This window comes from Microbacterium amylolyticum (assembly GCF_011046975.1).
Classification (GTDB): domain Bacteria; phylum Actinomycetota; class Actinomycetes; order Actinomycetales; family Microbacteriaceae; genus Microbacterium; species Microbacterium amylolyticum.
Genome location: NZ_CP049253.1, coordinates 1,847,479 through 1,867,110 on the forward strand (window position 1 = coordinate 1,847,479; position 19,632 = coordinate 1,867,110).

16 protein-coding genes and 4 pseudogenes are annotated in these 19,632 nt (G+C 65.5%); 10 read left to right on the forward strand and 10 right to left on the reverse strand.

Features of this window, described 5'->3' with window-relative positions; translation table 11 throughout:
* Nucleotides 1-17: 17 nt before the first annotated feature.
* Nucleotides 18-1,077: pseudogene (locus G6N81_RS08995) on the reverse strand (dihydroxyacetone kinase subunit DhaK); the annotation flags it as partial.
* Between the two features lie 80 nt (nt 1,078-1,157).
* On the opposite strand from G6N81_RS08995, the gene G6N81_RS09000 reads away from it, so the two are divergent.
* Genes G6N81_RS09000 through G6N81_RS09010 form a run of 3 tightly spaced genes read left to right on the forward strand, consistent with a single transcriptional unit; the run spans nt 1,158 to nt 4,134 of the window.
* Entirely contained in the window at nt 1,158-1,901 is a 744-nt protein-coding gene (locus tag G6N81_RS09000; RefSeq protein ID WP_165135861.1) for a FadR/GntR family transcriptional regulator, read from the forward strand.
* Nucleotides 1,902-1,906: 5 nt separating this feature from the next.
* Nucleotides 1,907-3,031, forward strand: a complete 1,125-nt coding sequence (locus tag G6N81_RS09005; protein WP_165135865.1) for an ANL family adenylate-forming protein — start codon at nt 1,907-1,909, stop codon at nt 3,029-3,031.
* Nucleotides 3,028-4,134 (forward strand): thiolase family protein, encoded by a 1,107-nt coding sequence (locus G6N81_RS09010; protein ID WP_241244936.1) that lies wholly within the window; start codon nt 3,028-3,030, stop codon nt 4,132-4,134. Before G6N81_RS09005 ends, G6N81_RS09010 begins: the two co-directional genes overlap by 4 nt.
* A gap of 22 nt (nt 4,135-4,156) precedes the next feature.
* On the opposite strand, the gene G6N81_RS09015 is transcribed toward G6N81_RS09010, so the two are convergent.
* Nucleotides 4,157-4,807, reverse strand: coding sequence for a GntT/GntP/DsdX family permease (locus G6N81_RS09015; RefSeq protein ID WP_165135871.1), 651 nt, complete (start codon nt 4,805-4,807; stop codon nt 4,157-4,159).
* Between the two features lie 115 nt (nt 4,808-4,922).
* Between G6N81_RS09015 and G6N81_RS09020 the strand changes: the two are divergent.
* Nucleotides 4,923-5,459 (forward strand): annotated as a pseudogene (locus tag G6N81_RS09020) (ISL3 family transposase); the annotation flags it as partial.
* A 140-nt stretch (nt 5,460-5,599) separates the two neighbouring features.
* Here the strand turns inward: G6N81_RS09020 and G6N81_RS09025 are convergent.
* The 5 genes from G6N81_RS09025 to G6N81_RS09050 form a co-directional block, all read right to left on the reverse strand.
* Nucleotides 5,600-6,328 (reverse strand): Crp/Fnr family transcriptional regulator, encoded by a 729-nt coding sequence (locus G6N81_RS09025; RefSeq protein WP_165135877.1) that lies wholly within the window; start codon nt 6,326-6,328, stop codon nt 5,600-5,602.
* A gap of 249 nt (nt 6,329-6,577) precedes the next feature.
* Nucleotides 6,578-7,483: an NADP-dependent oxidoreductase gene (locus G6N81_RS09035; RefSeq protein WP_165135880.1), complete on the reverse strand. Its 906-nt coding sequence runs from the start codon at nt 7,481-7,483 to the stop codon at nt 6,578-6,580.
* Between the two features lie 35 nt (nt 7,484-7,518).
* Nucleotides 7,519-7,950, reverse strand: a complete 432-nt coding sequence (locus G6N81_RS09040; RefSeq protein WP_165135883.1) for a cupin domain-containing protein — start codon at nt 7,948-7,950, stop codon at nt 7,519-7,521.
* A 15-nt stretch (nt 7,951-7,965) separates the two neighbouring features.
* Complete coding sequence (locus G6N81_RS09045; RefSeq protein WP_165135886.1) at nt 7,966-10,005, reverse strand: heavy metal translocating P-type ATPase; 2,040 nt, start codon at nt 10,003-10,005, stop codon at nt 7,966-7,968.
* A gap of 51 nt (nt 10,006-10,056) precedes the next feature.
* Nucleotides 10,057-10,293 carry a heavy-metal-associated domain-containing protein gene (locus G6N81_RS09050; protein ID WP_017791819.1) on the reverse strand — a complete coding sequence of 79 codons (237 nt, stop codon included), beginning with the start codon at nt 10,291-10,293 and terminating at the stop codon, nt 10,057-10,059.
* 263 nt (nt 10,294-10,556) lie between these two features.
* On the opposite strand from G6N81_RS09050, the pseudogene G6N81_RS12975 reads away from it, so the two are divergent.
* Nucleotides 10,557-10,643 (forward strand): annotated as a pseudogene (locus G6N81_RS12975) (hypothetical protein); the annotation flags it as partial.
* Here G6N81_RS12975 and G6N81_RS09060 read toward each other — a convergent pair.
* Nucleotides 10,633-10,991, reverse strand: a pseudogene (locus G6N81_RS09060) (ISL3 family transposase); the annotation flags it as partial. The pseudogenes G6N81_RS12975 and G6N81_RS09060 overlap by 11 nt on opposite strands.
* Nucleotides 10,992-11,052: 61 nt before the next feature.
* The gene (locus G6N81_RS09065; protein ID WP_165135889.1) at nt 11,053-12,060 is read right to left on the reverse strand and encodes a LacI family DNA-binding transcriptional regulator; all 1,008 of its coding nucleotides are present in this window, start codon (nt 12,058-12,060) and stop codon (nt 11,053-11,055) included.
* 72 nt (nt 12,061-12,132) lie between these two features.
* On the opposite strand from G6N81_RS09065, the gene G6N81_RS09070 reads away from it, so the two are divergent.
* The 5 genes from G6N81_RS09070 (at nt 12,133) to G6N81_RS09090 (ending at nt 18,721) form a co-directional block, all read left to right on the forward strand.
* Nucleotides 12,133-12,507, forward strand: coding sequence for an L-rhamnose mutarotase (locus G6N81_RS09070; protein ID WP_165135892.1), 375 nt, complete (start codon nt 12,133-12,135; stop codon nt 12,505-12,507).
* 12 nt (nt 12,508-12,519) lie between these two features.
* Nucleotides 12,520-13,683 carry an L-rhamnose isomerase gene (gene rhaI, locus G6N81_RS09075; RefSeq protein WP_165135895.1) on the forward strand — a complete coding sequence of 388 codons (1,164 nt, stop codon included), beginning with the start codon at nt 12,520-12,522 and terminating at the stop codon, nt 13,681-13,683.
* Nucleotides 13,684-13,700: 17 nt separating this feature from the next.
* Nucleotides 13,701-15,737, forward strand: a complete 2,037-nt coding sequence (locus G6N81_RS09080) for a bifunctional aldolase/short-chain dehydrogenase (RefSeq protein WP_165135898.1) — start codon at nt 13,701-13,703, stop codon at nt 15,735-15,737.
* Between the two features lie 27 nt (nt 15,738-15,764).
* Nucleotides 15,765-17,186, forward strand: a complete 1,422-nt coding sequence (locus tag G6N81_RS09085) for a rhamnulokinase (protein ID WP_165135901.1) — start codon at nt 15,765-15,767, stop codon at nt 17,184-17,186.
* Nucleotides 17,187-17,401: 215 nt separating this feature from the next.
* Entirely contained in the window at nt 17,402-18,721 is a 1,320-nt protein-coding gene (locus G6N81_RS09090) for a multidrug effflux MFS transporter (protein ID WP_165137872.1), read from the forward strand.
* Here the strand turns inward: G6N81_RS09090 and G6N81_RS09095 are convergent.
* The gene (locus G6N81_RS09095) at nt 18,718-19,563 is read right to left on the reverse strand and encodes an alpha/beta hydrolase (RefSeq protein WP_165135904.1); all 846 of its coding nucleotides are present in this window, start codon (nt 19,561-19,563) and stop codon (nt 18,718-18,720) included. The two genes, G6N81_RS09090 and G6N81_RS09095, sit on opposite strands and share 4 nt — an antisense overlap.
* Nucleotides 19,564-19,632: the final 69 nt, after the last annotated feature.

The window sequence follows — 19,632 nt, forward strand, 5'->3', positions numbered from 1 at the left end:
CGAAGCAAACGGGCTCTTCCCGCACGATCCGCCCAGGCGTCCGCGGCGTGCTCCAAGGTCGTTCCGGCTCCCGCGCCGCGCTCGTAGGCGGTGTGGGCGGCGCTCCGAGCGGCGTGAATACCGCGCTGCATTCCGATGCCGTGGTCGCCGTCGCCGGCTACCTGGTCGAGGCGTCCCAACTCCTCGACGTTCTCATCAACCGCGCGCACGGCGTGTTCGAAGGCGGCGACCACCTTTTTCGCGATGCCGCGCGAGGCATCGTCGCTTTCGGCGAGCGCGCCGGCCGAGGCCGTTCACGATGGGGACGACGCGGGCTCCGATGGCGTCAGTGAATCCGTCGGGAAGCTCCGTGAGAAGGCGGGTGACGAGAAGCTCGGCGAGTTCGTCCGCTGTGGGGATGTCCCGCATGCCGAGTCCGGGCTCGCCGTGGATGCCGAGGCCAACGGCCATGCGCCCATCCGGGACCTCGAAGAGGGGCTCTTCGGCGCCGGGAAGTGAACACCCGGAGAAAGCAACGCCGAAGGACCGCGTGCGCTCATTCGCGAGGCGTGCGTACTGAGCGACCTCTGCGAGGGGCAGCCCCTGTTCGGCTGCTGCCGCCGCAATGCGGAAGACCGTGAGATCGCCGGCGATTCCGCGGCGCCGGTGGCGTTCTTCCGGGGGTGCGCTCGAGATGTCGTCGGTGACGGTGATCGATTCGCACGGGATGCCGGCGGACCGCAGATGTTCCTGCGCGGCGTCGAAGTTGAGAACGTCTCCTGCGTAGTTCCCATAGCCGAGGAGCACGCCCCCGCCGTTGTTAGCCGCGGTGGAGACGGAGACCACCTGCTGCTTCGAGGGTGACGCGAAGAGGTTTCCCATTGCGGCGCCGTGCGCCAGCCCCTGGCCGACGAGTCCCCCGAACGCGGGGTAGTGCCCGGAACCGCCGCCGATGACGAGCGCGACCTCGTTGGTCGGGGACTGCGTGCTCCGTGCGACACCGCCGGAAACGCGGCGTACGTGACGGCCGTTTGCCGCGACGAAGCCATCGATCATCTCGTCGGCGAAGTTCGCTGGGTCGTTCCACAGGCGGGTCATGTGCCTCAGTTTGACAAACCGGTTGACCAATGGCGACCCGTGTTCGGGGGATTGCGGAATGTGAGCGATAGGTTGTGGGCATGGCCCTCGAACCCGACACCTCCTCCGCGAACATCGCCCAAGCGCTGGGATCACTGCCGACGGGCTCACCCGTCAGCGAGGTCGCGCGGCGCTTGCTCGATCACTTCACGACGGGTGATGTGGCACCGGGAACGCGTCTGCCGTCAGAGAGGCAGCTCGCCGCCTCGCTCGCCGTTGGTCGCTCGGCCGTGCGCGAGGCGCTCGCCGCGCTGGAGCTCCTGGGCATCGTTGACGTCCGCCCGGGCTCGGGAACGTACCTGCGCGGGGCCGCAAGCGAACTGCTGCCGCAGACCCTCCGCTGGGGGCTGCTCATCGGGGAGAAGAACACCGAGGAACTGCTCGAGCTGCGTTCCGGCCTCGAGATCTACGTGGCGCGGCTTGCCGCCACGCGCGCATCGGATGCCCTGCGCGTGCGCCTAACAACGCACCTCGAACGGATGCGCACAGCGGGTGATGATCTCGCTGCCTTCGCGAAGGCCGATTTCGATTTCCACCGTGATCTGACCGGCGCCGCCGGAAACGCCACACTGCACGATCTGCTGCACGTCGTTCGATCGCTGCTTCAGGTGTATGCCGACCGCGCCGTTCACTCGCGGGAGGCCGCGGATATCGCGCTCGCCGAGCACGATGCGATCGCTGCGGCGATCGAGGCCCGCGACGCCGATCGTGCAGCGAGCGCCATGGCCGTGCACATGGTGACGGCGAACGCTCGCCTGGCGAGCCTTGTCGACCAGGTGGACTGATCACCATGTTCGCGACGGGAGAGATTGCGCTCCTGCGCCCTGCGGGAGTCGCCCCCCTCTTGGAGCGGATTCGTCGCGTGCGTGCCGTCAGCGGAATTCCTCTCGTCGGCGATGATCGATGGTCCTCCGAGCACTGGGGGCATGTTGCGCGCGCGGCCGCCGATGCGCGGCTCACGCCCGATATTGCCTGGGCGAGCATGACGAGCGGATCAAGCGGTTCGCCGAAGATCGTGCTGCGCACGGCCATGTCGTGGTCGGCGTCGTTTCCGCTGATCGCGCGGCTTCTCGACGCCGGAGAGGCGGATGTCGTCGCGGTTCCCGCCCCGCCCGTTTCGTCGCTGACGCTGTTCTCCATCGCCCACGCACTCGAGGGCGGGCCTCGTCCCGCGCTCGCCCGCGGCCATGCCATCGTTCCGGCGGACTACGCCGATGCGACCTGCTTTCACGGAACGCCCCATGCGTTTCGTGCGTTGCTGGAGCGCGGGTGCCCTCCGAAACTTCGCGCGGCGCTTGTCGGCGGCTCCCACCTCGACGCCGATCTGCGGGAGCGGGCGCAGGCGCGCGGCATCCGTGTCACGAGCTATTACGGCTCAGCGGAGCTGTCGATTGTCGCGACCGATGACGGATCAGGTCTCCGCGTGATCGACGGCATCGAGACGAGAATCGTCGAGGGCGAACTGCAGGTGCGCTCGCCCTTCGCCGCCGAGCGCTACGCGTCCGCACCCCTGCGTGGCGACGGCCGATGGGTGACATCGGGTGACCTCGCGACGATCGACGACGGCCTCCTCCGGCTGAGGGGGCGCGCGGACGGTGCGATCTTGACGGCATCGGCCACGGTGATTCCCGAGGAAGTCGAAGCAGCTCTCCGCGAGCTTCCCGGTGTGCGTGATGCGGTCGTCTGCGGCCTTCCCGATGCCGTTCTCGGGGCCGTTGTTGTGGCCATTGTCGAACCGGAGAGCGGCGCCGAACCGTCGGTGGGGGATCTTCGTTCCCAGGCCGCTCGGAGCCTGGCACCCAGCCACAGGCCGCGGCGATGGCACCTTGCAACACTGCCGCGAACTGCCGCGGGAAAGCCCGCACGCGCGGAAACCTATGCACGGCTGATCGCGGACGGAGGGGCGGCATCGTGACGGACGCCGTCATTGTCGCGGCCCGACGTACGCCGATCGCCACGCGAGGCCGTGCTCTCGCGAGCGTTGATGTGTCATCGCTGGCAGCAGCAGTTGTCAGTCAGGTGCGTGCGGACGGACGCGATGTGGACGGTGTTCTCCCGGATGTCGCCGATGTGGTGCTGGGAAACGTGATGGGCCCCGGGGGTAATCCCGCGCGTATCGCGGCGCTGGCCGCCGGACTGGGGGTATCGGTTCCCGGTGTGACGGTCGACCGGCAGTGCGGGAGTGGTCTCGCCGCCATCATCGACGCAGCCGTCGCCGTGCGCGCTGATGGCAGGATCCGCATCGCTGGCGGGGCGGAGAGCGCATCGACGGCACCCGTCAGATCCGCCGGGGGCGTGCCGTATGCGCGGGCGCCTTTCGCGCCGGCTGGTTTTGCCGATCCCGACATGGTGGCCGCGGCGGAAGATCTCGCGCGACACGATCGCATCGATCGCGAACGCCAGGACGCGCACGCCGCACGAAGCCACACCCGCGCCCAGGCAGCGCGCGCCGCCGGGCGCTTCGCCGAAGAGATTGTTCCCGTTGCCGGCGCCGCGGAGGACGAGGCGCCGGGAGGCATCGGCCGCATTCTGAGCCGACTTCCCCCGCAGTTCCCCGAAGGCTCCGTGACGGCGGGCACGTCGACGCGTGTGAGCGACGGAGCGGCTGTCGTACTTCTGGCCCCCCACGGCCCGGGCCTCGTGGTGCGCGCGCACGCGGTTGTCGGCTGCGACCCTGCTCTTCCCGGAATCGGCGCTGCCCCCGCGGTGCAGGCCGTGCTGAACCAGGCGGGCATCGGTGAGAACGACGTTGCCGCCTTCGAGATCGTCGAGGCGTTCGCCGCGCAGAGCCTGGCGGTTCTTGACCGGCTGGGCATCGACGACGACGATCCGCGCGTGTGCGCTGACGGCGGCGCTCTGGCGATCGGACATCCCTGGGGAGCCTCAGGTGCCGTCGCGATTGTGCGTCTTTTTTCCCGCATGGTTCGGGCGGGAGTGCCCGCCGGAACCCTCGGTATTGCGGCCGCATCGGTCGGCGGTGGTATGGGGGTCGCCGCCCTGGTGGAAGTGGTGCGCTAGAAACCAGGGCGGCGACCCCTCGTCAGCTCACGGCCGCGTTGACGAACCAGGCGATCGTAATCAGTGCCATCCCCAGGAAGCCGGCCACGGTACACATCACGGTCCAGGTTTTCCGGCCGCCGCCAACGGACAACCCGAGGAACTTCGTCGCGATCCAGAATCCCGAGTCGTTGATGTGCGAGAGGGCGATGAGGAAGGCGAGAATGACGATCGGCACGCCGGCGTTCGTCAGAAGCCCGGAGACGGCGTCACCGATTCCCGACTCGGTGAGAACGCGCGCGAAGACACCGCCGGCGCCGGTGACGAACACGACGATCGCTGCGGGGGCAAGAGCGGCGTCCATGAGATCACTCAGGTCGTGTTTCCCCCATCCGTGACGGATGCCCAGGAGATACATCGCGAGGATGGTGGCGACGAGAAGGGCGAAGGTGGGAGCGCCGATGAAGGAAAGCACCTTCGATGCCGTCGTTTCCGGTTCGACAAGAATGTCGCCGATTGTTCCGGCGGCGATCATGAGGATCGGCCGCAGGATCAAGGAGATGACGGTTACCGCGTGCGGCTTGCGGATGGTGCGCGTTGTCGTTGTGCGATCGCTCTCCGCCTGGGCGCGCTCGACCGCGGACAGGTCGACGGCGTCCGCATCGGCGTACTTCTGCGCAACCTCCGGAATCATCGAATTCCACCGCCGCCTCGCCAGAGGGTTCCGCAACCGCGACAACTACAGGCTCCGCATGCTCCTCACCGCCGGCGGCCTCACCCCCATGACCCCCACCGAATGTCCGATGAGCCTGTTTGGCGACGCGCTCGATAAGACACGGCAGCGCGTTCAGCAGGAGACCCTCGGGCATCGCGGCAGGACAGGCGATCCGCTCTATGGGTGTCGACGCCTGCTCCGCACCGCGCTCGGCCTACTCAAGCAGCATCAGCTCGCGAAGCTGGAGACCGTGTTCGACGCACATCCCGATCATGTCGCCGTCGAGGTCACCTGGGACATCTACCAGCGCGCTATCGCTGCTTACCGGCACGACGATCCCGCGCGCGGGAAGAAAATTTTCGAACGCGTCATCGCGGTGCTCTCCAGCGAGGTTCCTAGGGACCTGCCCGAGCTGATCAGCCTCGGCAGGACAATCACGCGTCGAGCGAAAGACATCCTTGCGTTCTTCGATCATCCCGGCACAAGCAACGGACCATCGGAAGCACTGAACGGTCGTCTTGAGCACCTCCGCGGCACTGCGCTGGGCTTCCGGAACCTGACCCACTACATCGCCCGATCGCTACTCGAGGCCGGCGGATTCAGACCCCAGCTACACGCTCAAATGCGATGAGCCGCATAACCCCGGTCGCCAAACCGACGAGCACGAACATCATGAGCCTGCGGTTGCGAAGAAATTCCCCCGTCGATGACATTGCGTGTTACGCTTCCGAGGTACGTGGGGCGACGGTCTGGGCTGGCACGGTGCTGTTCTCAGTCTCTCTTCGAGAGGGTTGAGAGTGCGGTGAGCGCGGTCACATCAATGATCGTGATCCGCCCCTGTTCCTGTTGTGAGATCACCCCGGTGTCGGTGAGTTTGCGAAGTTGCCGACTGAGGGACTCTGGTGTCGTGGACAGGAGCGAAGCGATGTCCTTCTTTGCGAGCGGCAGCGTCACGCCGATGGCTCCTCGCGGCCCTGGCGTCGCAGGGAGCGAGAGCAGGTAATCGGCGAGACGAGAGCTCACGTTTCCCGAGATGACAGAAGCCAGCCGCGCCTCAGTATCATCTAGCCGTTGACTCACTTCTTGCAGCATGCGCAGCCCGATGCTCGGATGTTTCTCGACGAGACGCCCAAGATCGGCATGACGAAACACACACAGTTCGGTATTCACGAGCGCTTCTGCTGCGTGATCGGGTCTCGTGCCGGTGAGAAACGCGGATTCTCCGATGAAGTCGCCCGGACCGAGGACCCGGATCACCTGCTCGTGCCCAGCCGCACTTGTGCGAGCGATCTTCACCTGACCGGTGTGCACCACCATCAACTGCGACATATCCGAGCCTGCTGTATACGCCTGCTCGACAGCGTCTAATCGGACGGTACGTGCAAAACCCGCAACTTCCACTTGCTGCGCAGGCGTGAGCCCTTGAAACAGTGGTACACGGGCCACGCAGAGATCATTTGCTGGATCAGCATCCACATCGGTTGAAACAGCCAACGGCATCCTTCCCTTCCCTTCTAATATGGCGACTCGTGGCACAACACACGCGCTTCAGCTGAAGCCAGGGGTGGCGCGTGCAGTGATGTACGCGTGTGGCGTCCTCGGGTTCGAGCGCTGCCCGATCACCTCGAACCCGGCGTGGGTGAGGGCTTCGACCATTTTGTTCATCGGCCACCCGGTTTATTGAGGTCACAGGATCAGACGTCCGTGCTGCTGTGAATACGGCGTCCGTCGGTGCCTCAGGCCGTTGAGTCATGGTTCGATGATCACTTTGCCGGCAGTGTGCCCGGCCTCCACCATGGCGACGGCCTCCGCAGCCCGATCGAGACTGTACCGGTCCGTCACCTGCGGATCGACGAGACCGTACTGGGCGACGCCGGTGACCTTCTCGAGCCCTTCACGCGTGCGCACCACCGCTACGCCACCGAGTTGCTGCACGGTGGTCGGGTCTGCGGTACTGATGATGACGCTCGGGTCTTTGGCGACGACCGCGAGATCACGAAGCGCCTGCCCACCGACCAGGTCGATGAGCACATCAACACCCTCCGGCGCGATGGCACGCACCCGGTCAGCCGCACCCTCTCCGGAGGCAACGAACGTCGCACCGGTCGACTCCACCAGTTCCTGCTTCGCTGCACTGGCCACACCGATGACCGTGAACTTGTGCACATTGCCGATCTGCGCCGCCATCAGCCCGACCCCACCTCCGGCGCCAAGAATCAGCATCGTCTGACCAGGTTCCAGCTCGATCTGATGCGTCACGTCATACGCAGTCGCCCCTGCGACAGGCAGTGCTGCAGCGTCAGCAAAGGAAAGCTCTTCGGGCTTCTGGACGGTTTGTGCCGCATCCAACACCGTGTGCTTCGCGAACGTTCCCTGTCCTTTGGCCGCGAGGCCGAGCACCATGTCACCGACAGCGAAGTTCTCGACCTCTGCTCCTACGGCGGTGACGACACCGGAGGCCTCTCGCCCCATCGGTGCGGGAAGCGGCCAGTGGGAGCCCATCTGCCCCGCACGGATCTTCCAGTCAGCAGGGTTCACCCCGGCCGCTTTCACTTCGATCGCGAGCTCTCCAGGCCCAGGCGCCGGAGCGGGGCGTTCAACGAGTTCCTGCGCCTCGGGGCCGCCATAGGCGGCGAAGACCAGCGCTTTCGACATTATTGACTTCTCCTCGTTCTCCAGGTGAGTGACACTTACGTGGTTGCCTGTGGCGGAGCGTCTTCACCCGAAGCCTCTGCCGCATCAGCGAGTTCCTTCGTGGCATACTCCGCGTCAATTGCGTGCTCCGGAGGTGAATAGACGGTGTAGAGCACCAAAGGCTCATCGCCAGTGTTGCGGAAGTTGCGGCGAGTACCGGCCGGGACAGCGCACAGGTCGCCAGCATCAACGGTATGCGTCTCGCCGTCAAGGTCGGCCTCTCCGCTGCCCGACACAAAACTCAGCAACTGGTCGGTGGTGTCATGCACCTCGTCGCCGATCTCCCCGCCCACCGGAATCGTCATCGCAACGAGTTGGGAATGCTTTCCCGTCCAGAGCACCTGACGAAAATTCGTGTTTGCTTTCGCGACCTCGTCGATGATGAAGTGCGTCGCCTTCTCGCCGACGCTGAACTGGTTCTCACTCATGTGTGTGGTCCTTTCTTAAGATGGAAGTTCGGATGAACTCTGGGCCGTGGCTGGTTCGACCGGGCGGCCTGTTTCATGTGCGGCTCGGGCGCGTTCACTCCTCGACAACGCAGTGGCTCCTTGGGTGTTGCGCAGCAGGCGCATCGCGTTGAGGATTACGATGAGCACCGATCCCTCGTGCACGAGCATGCCGATAGCCATCGTGACACCCCCTGCGAAGACCCCGACGACCAGCACGACAACGGTGATGAGCGCGATCCAGATGTTCTGACGCATGACGTTCACGGTGCGTTTGGCGAGGCTGATTGCTTCGGGCAGTTTCAAGAGGTTGTCGCCCATCAGGGCAATGTCTGCCGTCTCCACGGCCACCGCTGAGCCCGCTGCACCCATGGCAACACCAATGTCGGCGGTCGCGAGGGCCGGGGCGTCGTTCACGCCGTCGCCCACCATCGCGACCGTGTGCCCCTCGCGCTGCAACCGCGCGACAGCGTCGAGCTTGTCGTCGGGTAGCAACGAAGCATGGATCTCATCGATACCGACCGCCTCACCGATGGCTTCGGCGACAAGGCGCGTATCTCCGGTGAGCATAACCACCTTCTGCACCCCGCCAGCGTGCAAGCGCCTGATCATCTCGGGGGCATCCTCGCGGATCGTATCTGCGACACCGATTACGCCAAGCACGCTCTCATCGACCGCGACAATCATCGGGGTCTTGCCTGCCGCCGCCAGTTTGTTCGTAGCCACAGCCGCCCCCGCGTCGTTCACGATCCCGTACTGTTCGAGCAGCGGCACGTTACCGATGAGTACCCGCTTGCCGTGAGCGTCGGCCACGATCCCCTTGCCCACGACCGGTGTGACCGATCCCGGAAGGCCCTCGGGGGCCACTCCTTCTTCTCGTGCGGTGTCGAGGATCGGGCGGGCAAGTGGGTGCTCAGACCCTGCTTCTGCGGCGGCTGCCCAGCGAAGCACCTCGCGCCGATCCGCTTCAGGATTGAGCACAACGATGTCGGTGAGTACCGGGCGGCCCTCGGTGAGAGTCCCCGTCTTATCGACTGCGACGGCCGAGATCTTGGCCGAGGTTTCGAGGTACTCGCCGCCCTTGATGAGAATCCCGTTGCGGGCCGAGCGGCCGATTCCCGCTACGATCGCCACGGGAATCGAGATGACGAGCGCGCCCGGGCAACCGATCACGAGCAACGTGAGGCCGAGCACTACGTCACCAGAGATGAGGCCCGCCGCAAGCGCGAGGACCATCACCGCTGGCGTGTACCACTTCGAGAATCGGTCGATGAATGCCTGCGTTTTCGCTTTCGCATCCTGCGCTTCTTCGACACGGTGAATGATGCGCGCGAGCGTCGTGTCGGCTCCGATGCCGGTCGCCATGACCTGTAGGAATCCGCCCCGCGAGATCGTGCCCGCAAACACGTGATCTGACTTCGTCTTTTCGACAGGGATCGACTCACCCGTGATCGATGCCTCGTCGATCGCTCCGGTGCCTGACACGACCTGCCCGTCGACGGGAACTTTCGCTCCGTTCTTTACGAGCACGATCTCGCCCATGCGCACCTGATGTGCGGCGATCTCGACCTGCTCACCGTCGCGCATCACGACTGCAACGTCGGGGGCCACCGCGACCAACTCAGCGAGCGCTGCACGGGTCTTGTTCATCGTGCCGGCTTCGAGTGCGTGACCGATCGCGAAGAGGAACGTCACGGCGGCAGCTTCCCAGAAGTTGCCGATGAGTGTCGCGCCGATCGCTGCAATCGATACGAGCAGGTCGATACTGATGAACTTTACGAGCAGTGCCCGGACGGCCTTCACGACGATTCCGTACCCCGCGACAATTGCTGCGGCGAGCATGAACGCGTTCGCAAGGGTAAACACATGACCAGAACCGTGGGCGTGTTCGCCAGCGTCGATCCACCATTGCGGACCGACCGTGACGTTCCAGCTGCCGCCGAAGAGCTTTTCGACGCCGAACGACACGAGAATGAGGAGGCCCGAGACAACGGGAATGAACCAGTTGCCATACCGCCACTTACGGAACGCGTTCACGAATGTGCCGCCTTTCGAATAGGTGAACTTAGTGCGTTAGGAGCCGTTTGGCTAGAACGCGGAGGCCTTCGACTTATAGCCGGCCTTATCGACAGCAGCAATGAGATCGTCGACGGAACTTCTTGTCTCATCGTGGTCGATCTCAACGCGACCCGAGGCGAAGTGCACCGTCACGTTCTCGACGCCATCGAGCTTGCCGACCTGCTTCTCGATCTTGGTCACGCACGACGGGCACGAGAAACCTTCGGCGCGCAGCAGAGTGTGGGTGGTGTCAGTAGCGTTCGCCATGATGAGTCCTTTCGCTTTACCCCGATACGGGGATCGACCAGGAGGTTCCTGGCCTTCACGACGCAGACTATTGTGTTGACAGAGCCTCAGCCTTGACCTAGATCAAGTCGTGCTCGGAGCTCCTCTCTGTGGCTCACCAGCTACTTGGGTGCCGTGAGTCGCTTCTTGGTTGATCTGCTGGGCGCCATGAAGGTCTACAAGACCGAACTGATCCGTCAGCAAGGCCCTGGCGGACGGTCGAGCAGGTCGAGCTTGCGACCCTCGAATACGTGTGGTGGTGGAACCATGAGCGGCTCCACGGGGAACTCGATATGCGGCTCTTCGGACATTCGGTGGGGGTCATGGGGTGAGGCCGCCGGCGGCGAGGAGCATGCGGAGCCTGTAGTTCTCGCGGTTGCGGTAGCCGCGGGCGAGGCGGCGGTGGAGTTCGATGATGCCGTTGATGGCCTCTGTGCCGCCGTTCGATGACCTCCCGGTGGTGAAGTAGGCCAGGAACGCTTCCTGCCAACGGCGCAGCGTCCGGCCCAGGCGACGAAGACCTCGTCGTGGGTGGGGTCGGCCTCGATCGCCGCGACCAGGCGGGCCTGCTGCTTCTCGGTCAGGTTCTCCGCGCCGGCGCGGAGGATGGTCTGGATCCCGTAGAGCGGATCACCTTTCCGGCCGCGGTGCCCGAGGGTATCCTGCTGGACCCCGCGGCGCTCACCCGGCGAGCCTCAACCCCCACCGGATGTCCGAAGAGCCGGTTTTCGCACCGTCGCCCTATAGCGACGTGCTTGATTCGCGCACGACGAGTTCGGGCTCGAACTCGATCTGCTGCGGCGGAAGCGTCGTGTCTTCGGCGAGCTGGGCGAGAAGGTCGAGGGCGGTGGACCCGATCAGGTGTGCGGGCTGCCGCACGGATGTGAGGGGAACGACCGTGGACTGCGCGAACGCGATGTCGTCGTAGCCGACGAGGGCGATGTCTTCGGGAACGCGGATGTCGTCCAGCATCACGAGCGCTTGCATCACGCCGACGGCGACGAGGTCGTTGGCGGCGAAGATCGCGTCCGGTCTTTCGTGCGGCGGGCGTTCGGTGATCGATCGGGCGGCCTCGCGTCCGGCGAGAACCGTGAGCTGATCGGTGGCGATGGTTTCGAGCGTGGCACCGGGCACCTCGGTAACGGCCCTGCGCGCTCCGTCGCAGCGGTCGGCGATCTGACGAAGCGACGCCTGGCCCCCGATGAAGGCGATTCTGCGGCGTCCGCCCTCGAGCAGATGTTGTGTGGCGATGTACCCTCCGCGAACATCGTCGACCGCAACGGACGAGAACGTGGAACCGGGCGCGGAGCGGTCGACGAGGACCACGGGAATGCCGTGATCGCGCAGGCGCTGGGCGTGGCTGAGATCTTCTGAGCTGGGGGAGAGAAGAACACCGCGCACGCGTTGTTCTTCGAACAGCGCCAAATAGGTGTTCTCGCGATCGCGCCGTTCGTCACTGTTTCCCAGCAGAACCGACAGTCCGTGCGTCGTCGCGGCGTCCTCCGCCCCGCGGGCGACCGTGGTGAAGAAGGGGTTCCCAGCGTCGAGCACGACGAGTCCGACGGAGGCGCTGCGACCGGCACGCAGCTGCCTGGCCGCGTCGTTGCGGACGTAGCCGAGATCAACGATCGCCTGCCGGACGCGTTCGACGGTTCCGTCTGCCACTGTGGTGGGGCGATTGAGCACATTGGAGACCGTGCCGACGGAGACACCTGCTCGAACGGCGACGTCGCGGATGCTCACGGCCATCAGATCCTCCTGAGGTTGCAAAGTAGCTTTGATCGTTCCATAATGAAACGATTCACATTGGGAGGTGCGTCGATGACGACAAGCGGTTCACCGCAGCGGGTGCTCTTTCGCCTGCGCGTGAAGCCAGAGATGTTGGACGAGTACCTGCGCCGGCACGATCCGGTCTGGCCGGAGATGCTCGCGGAGATCGCCGCATCGGGCCGCAGGAACTACTCGATCTTCCACATCGGAGGGGGCGAACTGATCGGCGTCTACGAAACGGACGACGACGCCGCATCGCAGCGCTACCTCGCGTCCAGTGACATCGCCGCCAGATGGGAAGCCGAGATGGCGCCCTTCTTCGTCGCACAGACCGGGCGCGCCGACCAGAACGCCGAGACGTTCCCCGAAATCTTCCACCTCGACAGCCAGCTGCGTGCCGCCAACGGCGGCGGCGCGCACACGTAGAAAGGCGCGCACATGAGCACGCTCACCCCGAACATCCTCGCCGAGCTCGAAAAGCAGGCGATTGAGTTGCCCTCGTGGGCGTTCGGCAACTCCGGCACGCGTTTCAAGGTGTTCGGCACACCGGGAACGCCCCGCGACCCGTTCGAGAAGGTCTCCGACGCCGCGCAGGTGCACCGTCTGACGGGTCTTGCCCCCACGGTTGCCCTGCACATCCCGTGGGACAAGAGCGACTACGACGCGCTGCGCCAGCACGCCTCAGACGAGGGCGTTGCGCTCGGCACGATCAACTCGAACACCTTCCAGGACGACGATTACAAATTCGGCGCCCTCACTCACGAGGACGGCCGGATCCGTCAGAAGGCGATCGATCACCACCTCGAGTGCATCGACATCATGCACGCAACGGGATCGCGCGACCTCAAGATCTGGTTGGCCGAGGGGTCGAACTATCCCGGACAGGCCGATATGCGCGGACGGCAGGACCGCCTGCACGAGTCGCTTCAGACCATCTACGCGCGTCTCGGTGAGGAGCAGCGCCTCGTTCTGGAGTACAAGTTCTTCGAGCCGGCGTTTTATCACACCGACGTTCCCGACTGGGGGACGTCCTACGCGCAGGTGGCGGCGCTTGGCGACAAGGCGCTCGTGTGCCTCGACACGGGGCACCACGCGCCCGGAACGAACATCGAGTTCATCGTGATGCAGTTGCTGCGCCTCGGCAAGCTCGGCTCGTTCGACTTCAACAGCCGCTTCTACGCCGATGACGATCTCATCGTCGGCGCCGCCGACCCGTTCCAGCTGTTCCGGATCGTCTTCGAGGTCGTGCGCGGTGGCGGATTGAACAATCCCGATGTGCAGTTCATGCTCGACCAGTGCCACAACGTCGAGAACAAGATTCTCGGCCAGACGCGGTCCGTGCTGAACGTGCAGGAGATGACGGCGCGCGCGCTGCTCGTCGATACCGACGCCCTGCGCGAGGCGCAGATCTCCGGCGACCCGCTGGCCGCGAACCAGGTGTTCATGGACGCGTTCTACACCGACGTTCGCCCCGCTCTCGCCGAATGGCGCGAGAGCCGCGGCCTGCCTGCCGACCCCATGCGGGCGTTCGCCGAGTCGGGATATCAGCAGAAGATCGAACAGGAGCGCGCGGGCGGCCAGCAGGCCGGCTGGGGCGCGTGAAAACGGAAAGCACGCCAATGACGAACCAGACTGTCGCAGACCTGCTTGAGCGCTCGAACCGGCTCGGCTCCGATCCGCAGAACACCAACTACGCCGGCGGCAACACCTCTGCCAAGGGCACGGCAACCGACCCTGTCACGGGGGAACCGGTTGAGCTGCTCTGGGTGAAGGGGTCCGGGGGCGACCTCGGAACGCTCACGGAGGCTGGCCTCGCCGCCCTGCGCCTGGACCGCATGCGGGCACTCGTCAACGTCTACCCCGGTGTGGACCGTGAGGACGAGATGGTGGCGGCGTTCGACTACTGCCTGCACGGCAAAGGCGGAGCCGCGCCGTCGATCGACACGGCGATGCACGGTCTCGTCGACGCGGCCCATGTCGACCACTTGCACCCGGACAGCGGTATCGCGATCGCTACGGCCGCCGACGGCGAGGCGCTCACGAAGAAAATCTTCGGCGACAAGGTGGTGTGGGTGCCGTGGCGCCGCCCCGGATTCCAGCTGGGTCTCGACATCGCCCAGATCAAGGCGGCCCATCCGCAGGCGATCGGCACGATCCTGGGCGGCCACGGAATCACCGCGTGGGGAGACACGAGTGAGGAGAGCGAGAAGAACTCGCTCTGGATCATCGAAACCGCGCAGGCGTACATCGACGCCAACGGCACGCCCGAGCCCTTCGGCGGCGTTCGCGCCGGCTACGCGGCGCTCCCCGAGGGGGAACGCCGCGCCAAGGCAGCCGCGCTCGCCGCAACCATCCGCGGGATCGCGTCACATGATGCTCCGATGGTGGGGCACTTCACTGACGCCGCCGTTGTCACCGATTTTCTCGCTTCCGAGCGCGCTCCGGAGCTGGCGGCGCTCGGCACCAGCTGCCCCGACCACTTCCTGCGCACCAAGGTGAAGCCCCTGATCCTCGACCTGCCGGCGAATGCCTCCACGGAGGAGTCGATTGCGCGCCTGAAGGAACTGCACGAGCAGTACCGTGCCGACTACGCGGCGTACTACGACCGCTTCGCCACCGATGATTCTCCCGCCATGCGCGGCGCGGACCCCCTGATCGTTCTCGTGCCGGGCGTTGGCATGTTCAGCTACGGAAAGAACAAGCAGACCGCACGCGTTGCGGGCGAGTTCTACGTCAACGCGATCAACGTGATGCGCGGCGCCGAGTCGCTGTCGACCTACGCGCCCATCTCCGACGAGGAGAAGTTCCGCATCGAGTACTGGGCGCTTGAAGAGGCCAAGCTGCAACGCATGCCGAAGCCGAAGACCCACCAGGGGCGCATCGCGTTCGTGACCGGGGCGGCCTCAGGAATCGGCAAGGCGATCGCCACGCGGCTTGCGGCCGAGGGCGCCTGTGTTGTGATCGCCGACCTGGACCTCGAGAAGGCTCGCGCGGCAGCGGCAGAATTGGGCGGAACCGACGTGGCAATCGGCGTTGCGGCGAACGTTGCCGACGAATCGGCCGTGCAGGCGGCGATCGACGAGGCGCTCTTGGCATTCGGCGGTGTGGACCTCGTTGTCAATAACGCCGGCCTGTCGCTGTCGAAGTCGCTGCTGGAGACCACTGAGAAAGACTGGGATCTGCAGCACGACGTCATGGCGAAGGGATCGTTCCTCGTTTCGAAGGCGGCGGCGCGTCCGCTGATGGACCAGGGACTCGGCGGCGACATCATCTACATCTCGTCGAAGAACTCCGTTTTCGCCGGCCCGAACAACATCGCTTACTCCGCTACGAAGGCGGATCAGGCCCACCAGGTGCGTCTGCTCGCGGTGGAGCTCGGCGAACACGGTGTGCGGGTCAACGGCATCAACCCCGATGGCGTTGTGCGCGGCTCCGGCATCTTCTCCTCCGGGTGGGGCGCCAACCGCGCCGCCACATACGGCGTTGCGGAGGAGGACCTCGGCCAGTTCTACGCCAACCGGACCATTCTCAAGCGTGAGGTCGTTCCCGAGAACGTCGCGGACGCCGTGTACGTGCTCACGGGGCCCGAGCTCAGCCGGACGACGGGCCTGCACATTCCCGTCGACTCGGGCGTCGCACAGGCGTTTGTGCGCTAGCGCGCGCATGTCGGTGAGGGAAGCACGATGAGACCAGGAACTGTCGCCGCCGTCGATCTCGGCGCAACGAGCGGCCGCGTGATCGTCGGCCGGTTCGGCGACGGCGAACTCGCGATGGAAACGGTGGGGCGGTTCCCCAACACCCCTCTCCGCACGCCCAGCGGGCTGCTGTGGGACATCGCCTCGCTGTACCGCGGCGCTCATGACGGGCTGGCGCACGCCTTCCGGTCTGCGCCCGAGATCGCCTCGATCGGCGTGGATTCGTGGGCGGTGGACTATGCACTGCTTCGCGGTAACCGCATGGTCGGAACGCCGTTCCACTACCGCGATGAACGAACGGAACGCGGCGTCCGGTCTGTTCATGAGCACACACCCTTCGCGGAGCTGTATCGCCGCAACGGTTTGCAGTTCCTCCCGTTCAACACTCTCTATCAGCTTGTCTGCGACGAACAGGACGGGTTCCTGTCGCTGGCGGACCGCCTGCTGCTCATCCCGGATCTGTTGGGCTGGATGCTTACGGGGGAGTCCGTTGCCGAACGAACCAACGCCTCGACGACGGGCCTGCTGAACGTGAGCACTGGGGAGTGGGACGAGGCTCTCGCATCGCGCATCGGTGTGCCGCGAACGCTCCTCCCGACGCTTATCGACCCGGGAAACGAGGTTGGCGGGCTGCTGCCACACGTGGCGAACGAGCTGGGCGGTTCCGCCCCCGTCGTCGCTGTCGGATCGCACGACACGGCCTCGGCGATCGTTGCCGTGCCCATGCGATCGGATCGCGCGGCGTACATATCGTGCGGAACGTGGGGTCTTGTCGGCGTGGAAACCGACGCGCCGGTTCTCACCGACGCCGCCCGCGATGCAAACTTCACCAATGAGGGCGGCGTCGACGGGCGCACGCGATTCCTGCACAACGTGATGGGCCTGTGGCTGCTCAGCGAATCGATTCGCGAGTGGGAACGTGAGCCCGGCGCCGCAACGATCAACCTGCCGGAACTGCTGGGCCAGGCCGCGCGGGTGGGCGGACCGGTCGGGATCTTCGATGCGAACGATCCTGTCTTCCTCGCGCCGGGCGACATGCCGAAACGGATCGCGACGTGGCTGCGCGAGCACGACCAGCCCGTTCCGCGCACGCGCGCCGAGTTCGCGCGGAGCATCGTCGCGTCACTGGCCGATGCGTTCGCTGGCGCGGTGCGAACGGCGTCGGAGCTGTCGGGGGTTCCCGTCGAGACGATCCACATTGTCGGCGGCGGCGCGTTGAACGAGCTGCTGTGCCAGTTGACGGCCGACCGTGCGGGCGTTCCCGTTGAGGCAGGGCCCGTCGAGGCCACGGCAACGGGCAATCTGCTGGTGCAGGCGCGCACGGCTGGCCTCGTGTCCGGCGACCTCGAGGCGCTCCGCGACATCGTCGCGCGCGGCGTCGACGTCAGGCGGTACCGTCCGCGCTCCTGACGCATCTGAGCTGGCGCCGCACCCTGCCGATCCGGGGTGCGGCGCCTTTGTGCGAAGCGCGTGTTTGGCCTGGTGCTTTGTCGGCGGCGGCGACTAGCGTCGATATATGCGGGCCGCCCCCGCCACGATTCATAAAGGAGAAGGTCCGCGTGACATCCGAGGAACGCCCTGAGCCCCACCGCATGACCGGCGCCATTCCGACGGTCTCTGGCGGCATGATGCCGACAACGTCGACGGGGCTGATTGCCGTTCCCACGGGTGCCATCACGGTTCCTCGCCCCGTCAGCAGCGCAACGGGTGAGATCTCGATCGTCCAGAAGGGTGATCAGCTCTCTCGAACGCGCCTGTTCTGGTACGTGCTTCTTCTCGGGGCGCTCACAGCCCTCGGCCCCTTCACCGTCGATCTGTACCTGCCGGCTTTCCCCCTTCTGGAGCGCGATTTCTCGGCGACGGCGGCCGCCATTCAGCTCACGCTGACGGGAACGATGCTCGGGTTCGCGATCGGTCAGCTGATCGTGGGCCCTCTGAGCGATGCCGTCGGACGTCGTGTGCCGCTTCTCGTTGCCACATCGCTGCACCTTCTGGCCAGCGTTGCGGCGGCGTTTGCGCCCAACCTGGAATCGCTCAGTGTGATGCGCGTGCTCATGGGCATTGGCGCTGCCGGGGGTGGCGTCGTCGCGATGGCGATGGTGCGCGACCTCTTCGGCGGCAGGCGGCTGGTCATCATGCTCTCCCGCCTGGCCCTTGTCACGGGTGTTGCGCCGGTGATCGCGCCCCTCATCGGGTCGATGCTGCTCGAAGTGATGGAGTGGCGCGGGATCTTCATCGTCCTCGCCTGCTACGGCGTCGTGATCCTTATCTTTGCGACGCTCGCGTTGCCCGAGACGCGCCCCAAACATGAGCGCGTTCGTGCGCAGAACATCTCGGTGGCGCATCGATATCGCATCGTCTTTTCCGACCGTGTGTACGTCGGCGCGCTCGTGATCGGCGCGATGACGTTCTCGGGACTGTTCTCTTATCTGTCGGCGTCGTCGTTCCTGTTCCAGACCACCTACGGGCTGTCGACCATGCAGTACGGTCTCGTCTTTGCCGTGAACTCGGTGGGCCTGATCATCGGAAACCAGATTGCGGCGCGGCTCGCGGCGCGCTACGGGCCGCAGTGGGTGCTGGCCGGTTCGACAACGGGCCTGCTGCTGGCGGCCATTGCGATTCCCGTTTCGGCGCACTTTTCCGACAGCGTGTGGGCCGTGATCGTTCCGCTGTTCTTCTTCATGTCGGCCTGTGGTTTCACGTTCCCGTGTGCGCAGGTGCTGGCGCTCGACCGTCACCCTGAGGCGGCGGGAACCGCGGCATCGGTTATCGGTGCAGCCAACAACGGCATGGCCGGCGTGATCTCACCTTTGGTCGGAGCGCACTCGGCCGGCTCCGTGATCACGGCAGGCTCGATGGCGTCGATCATGATCGGGTGCTCCGTGCTCGGAATTGCCGCGCTGTGGCTGATCGTCCGGCCCCGCACGCTGGGGCAGCTCTCCTAGAAGCGCTGACCCAGCCACCCCAGCAGGTCGGCGCGCACCTGTTCCTGTTGGAATCCGTTCAGGATCTCGTGGCGTCCGTCGTAGACGTGTGTTGTCACGTCGGAGAAGCCTGACCGCTTCCGGTAGGCGTCAGCAAGCCGGTGTACCGAGACGGGGCCGCCAACGGGATCATCACGTCCGACCATCAGCAGAATCGGAACGTCGATGCCGGCCATTTCGCGGAGCCCTCGGGCGGGACGGCCGTAGATGCGCAGTCCGCTGGCGGGGCCTAATGCTATCGCGAGGGGCATCTGCGACGCGAGCGGGTCTTCGAGCGCAGCGATCTGCACGTCGACGTCCTCGCTGATCCACTCGTTTCCTCGAGCATCCGGAGTGTTCCAGCGGGCGTTGAGGGGCGTTGCCGTGAGCGATCCTGGCCAGCGCAGCGCCGTGCCGACAAGAACGGCGGCGTCGTATGCGCCGGGGTGAGAATTGAGGAGGATCTGGGCAAGGAACGATCCCCATGAGTGCGCGATGAGAACGAGCGGAAGTTCAGGATGCTCGTCCCGCGCGATCTGCGTGAGCTGCCAAATGGCGTCCTCCGCTCCGCGGTGGCCACCGGGGCCCAGGCGGAAAGCGCGGTCGACGGTGCCGTACTGCTTCATGCCGGTGCGGCCGTGGCCGCGGTGGTCGTCGGCGTAGACAATCCAGCCGTTCGCTGTGAGCTCATCGATCAGTGCGCGGTAGCGGCCGGCGTGTTCGCCAACGCCGTGCAGAATCTGGGCGATGCCGCGCGGGGAGCCCGCCGGTTCGTAGCGGTCGTAGAAGATCGTGACGCCGTGGCGATCGATGAACTCGGGCATGCGGCCAGCATACGGATTCTCAGCCGCTGTCGAAGGTCGTGGTCACGCTGACTCGTAGCGTGGTTCATG

Bases quoted from the DNA above. Each gene is read 5' to 3' on its own strand.
- G6N81_RS09085 (WP_165135901.1), top strand. From the start codon at position 15,765: ATGAGACCAGGAACTGTCGCCGCCGTCGATCTCGGCGCAACGAGCGGC.
- G6N81_RS09005 (WP_165135865.1), top strand. From the start codon at position 1,907: ATGTTCGCGACGGGAGAGATTGCGCTCCTGCGCCCTGCGGGAGTCGCC.
- G6N81_RS09050 (WP_017791819.1), bottom strand. From the start codon at position 10,293: ATGGCGAACGCTACTGACACCACCCACACTCTGCTGCGCGCCGAAGGT.
- G6N81_RS09065 (WP_165135889.1), bottom strand. From the start codon at position 12,060: ATGGCCGTGAGCATCCGCGACGTCGCCGTTCGAGCAGGTGTCTCCGTC.
- G6N81_RS09015 (WP_165135871.1), bottom strand. From the start codon at position 4,807: ATGATTCCGGAGGTTGCGCAGAAGTACGCCGATGCGGACGCCGTCGAC.
- G6N81_RS09040 (WP_165135883.1), bottom strand. From the start codon at position 7,950: ATGAGTGAGAACCAGTTCAGCGTCGGCGAGAAGGCGACGCACTTCATC.
- rhaI (WP_165135895.1), top strand. From the start codon at position 12,520: ATGAGCACGCTCACCCCGAACATCCTCGCCGAGCTCGAAAAGCAGGCG.
- G6N81_RS09070 (WP_165135892.1), top strand. From the start codon at position 12,133: ATGACGACAAGCGGTTCACCGCAGCGGGTGCTCTTTCGCCTGCGCGTG.
- G6N81_RS09095 (WP_165135904.1), bottom strand. From the start codon at position 19,563: ATGCCCGAGTTCATCGATCGCCACGGCGTCACGATCTTCTACGACCGC.
- G6N81_RS09090 (WP_165137872.1), top strand. From the start codon at position 17,402: ATGATGCCGACAACGTCGACGGGGCTGATTGCCGTTCCCACGGGTGCC.
- G6N81_RS09000 (WP_165135861.1), top strand. From the start codon at position 1,158: ATGGCCCTCGAACCCGACACCTCCTCCGCGAACATCGCCCAAGCGCTG.
- G6N81_RS09025 (WP_165135877.1), bottom strand. From the start codon at position 6,328: ATGCCGTTGGCTGTTTCAACCGATGTGGATGCTGATCCAGCAAATGAT.
- G6N81_RS09080 (WP_165135898.1), top strand. From the start codon at position 13,701: ATGACGAACCAGACTGTCGCAGACCTGCTTGAGCGCTCGAACCGGCTC.
- G6N81_RS09035 (WP_165135880.1), bottom strand. From the start codon at position 7,483: ATGTCGAAAGCGCTGGTCTTCGCCGCCTATGGCGGCCCCGAGGCGCAG.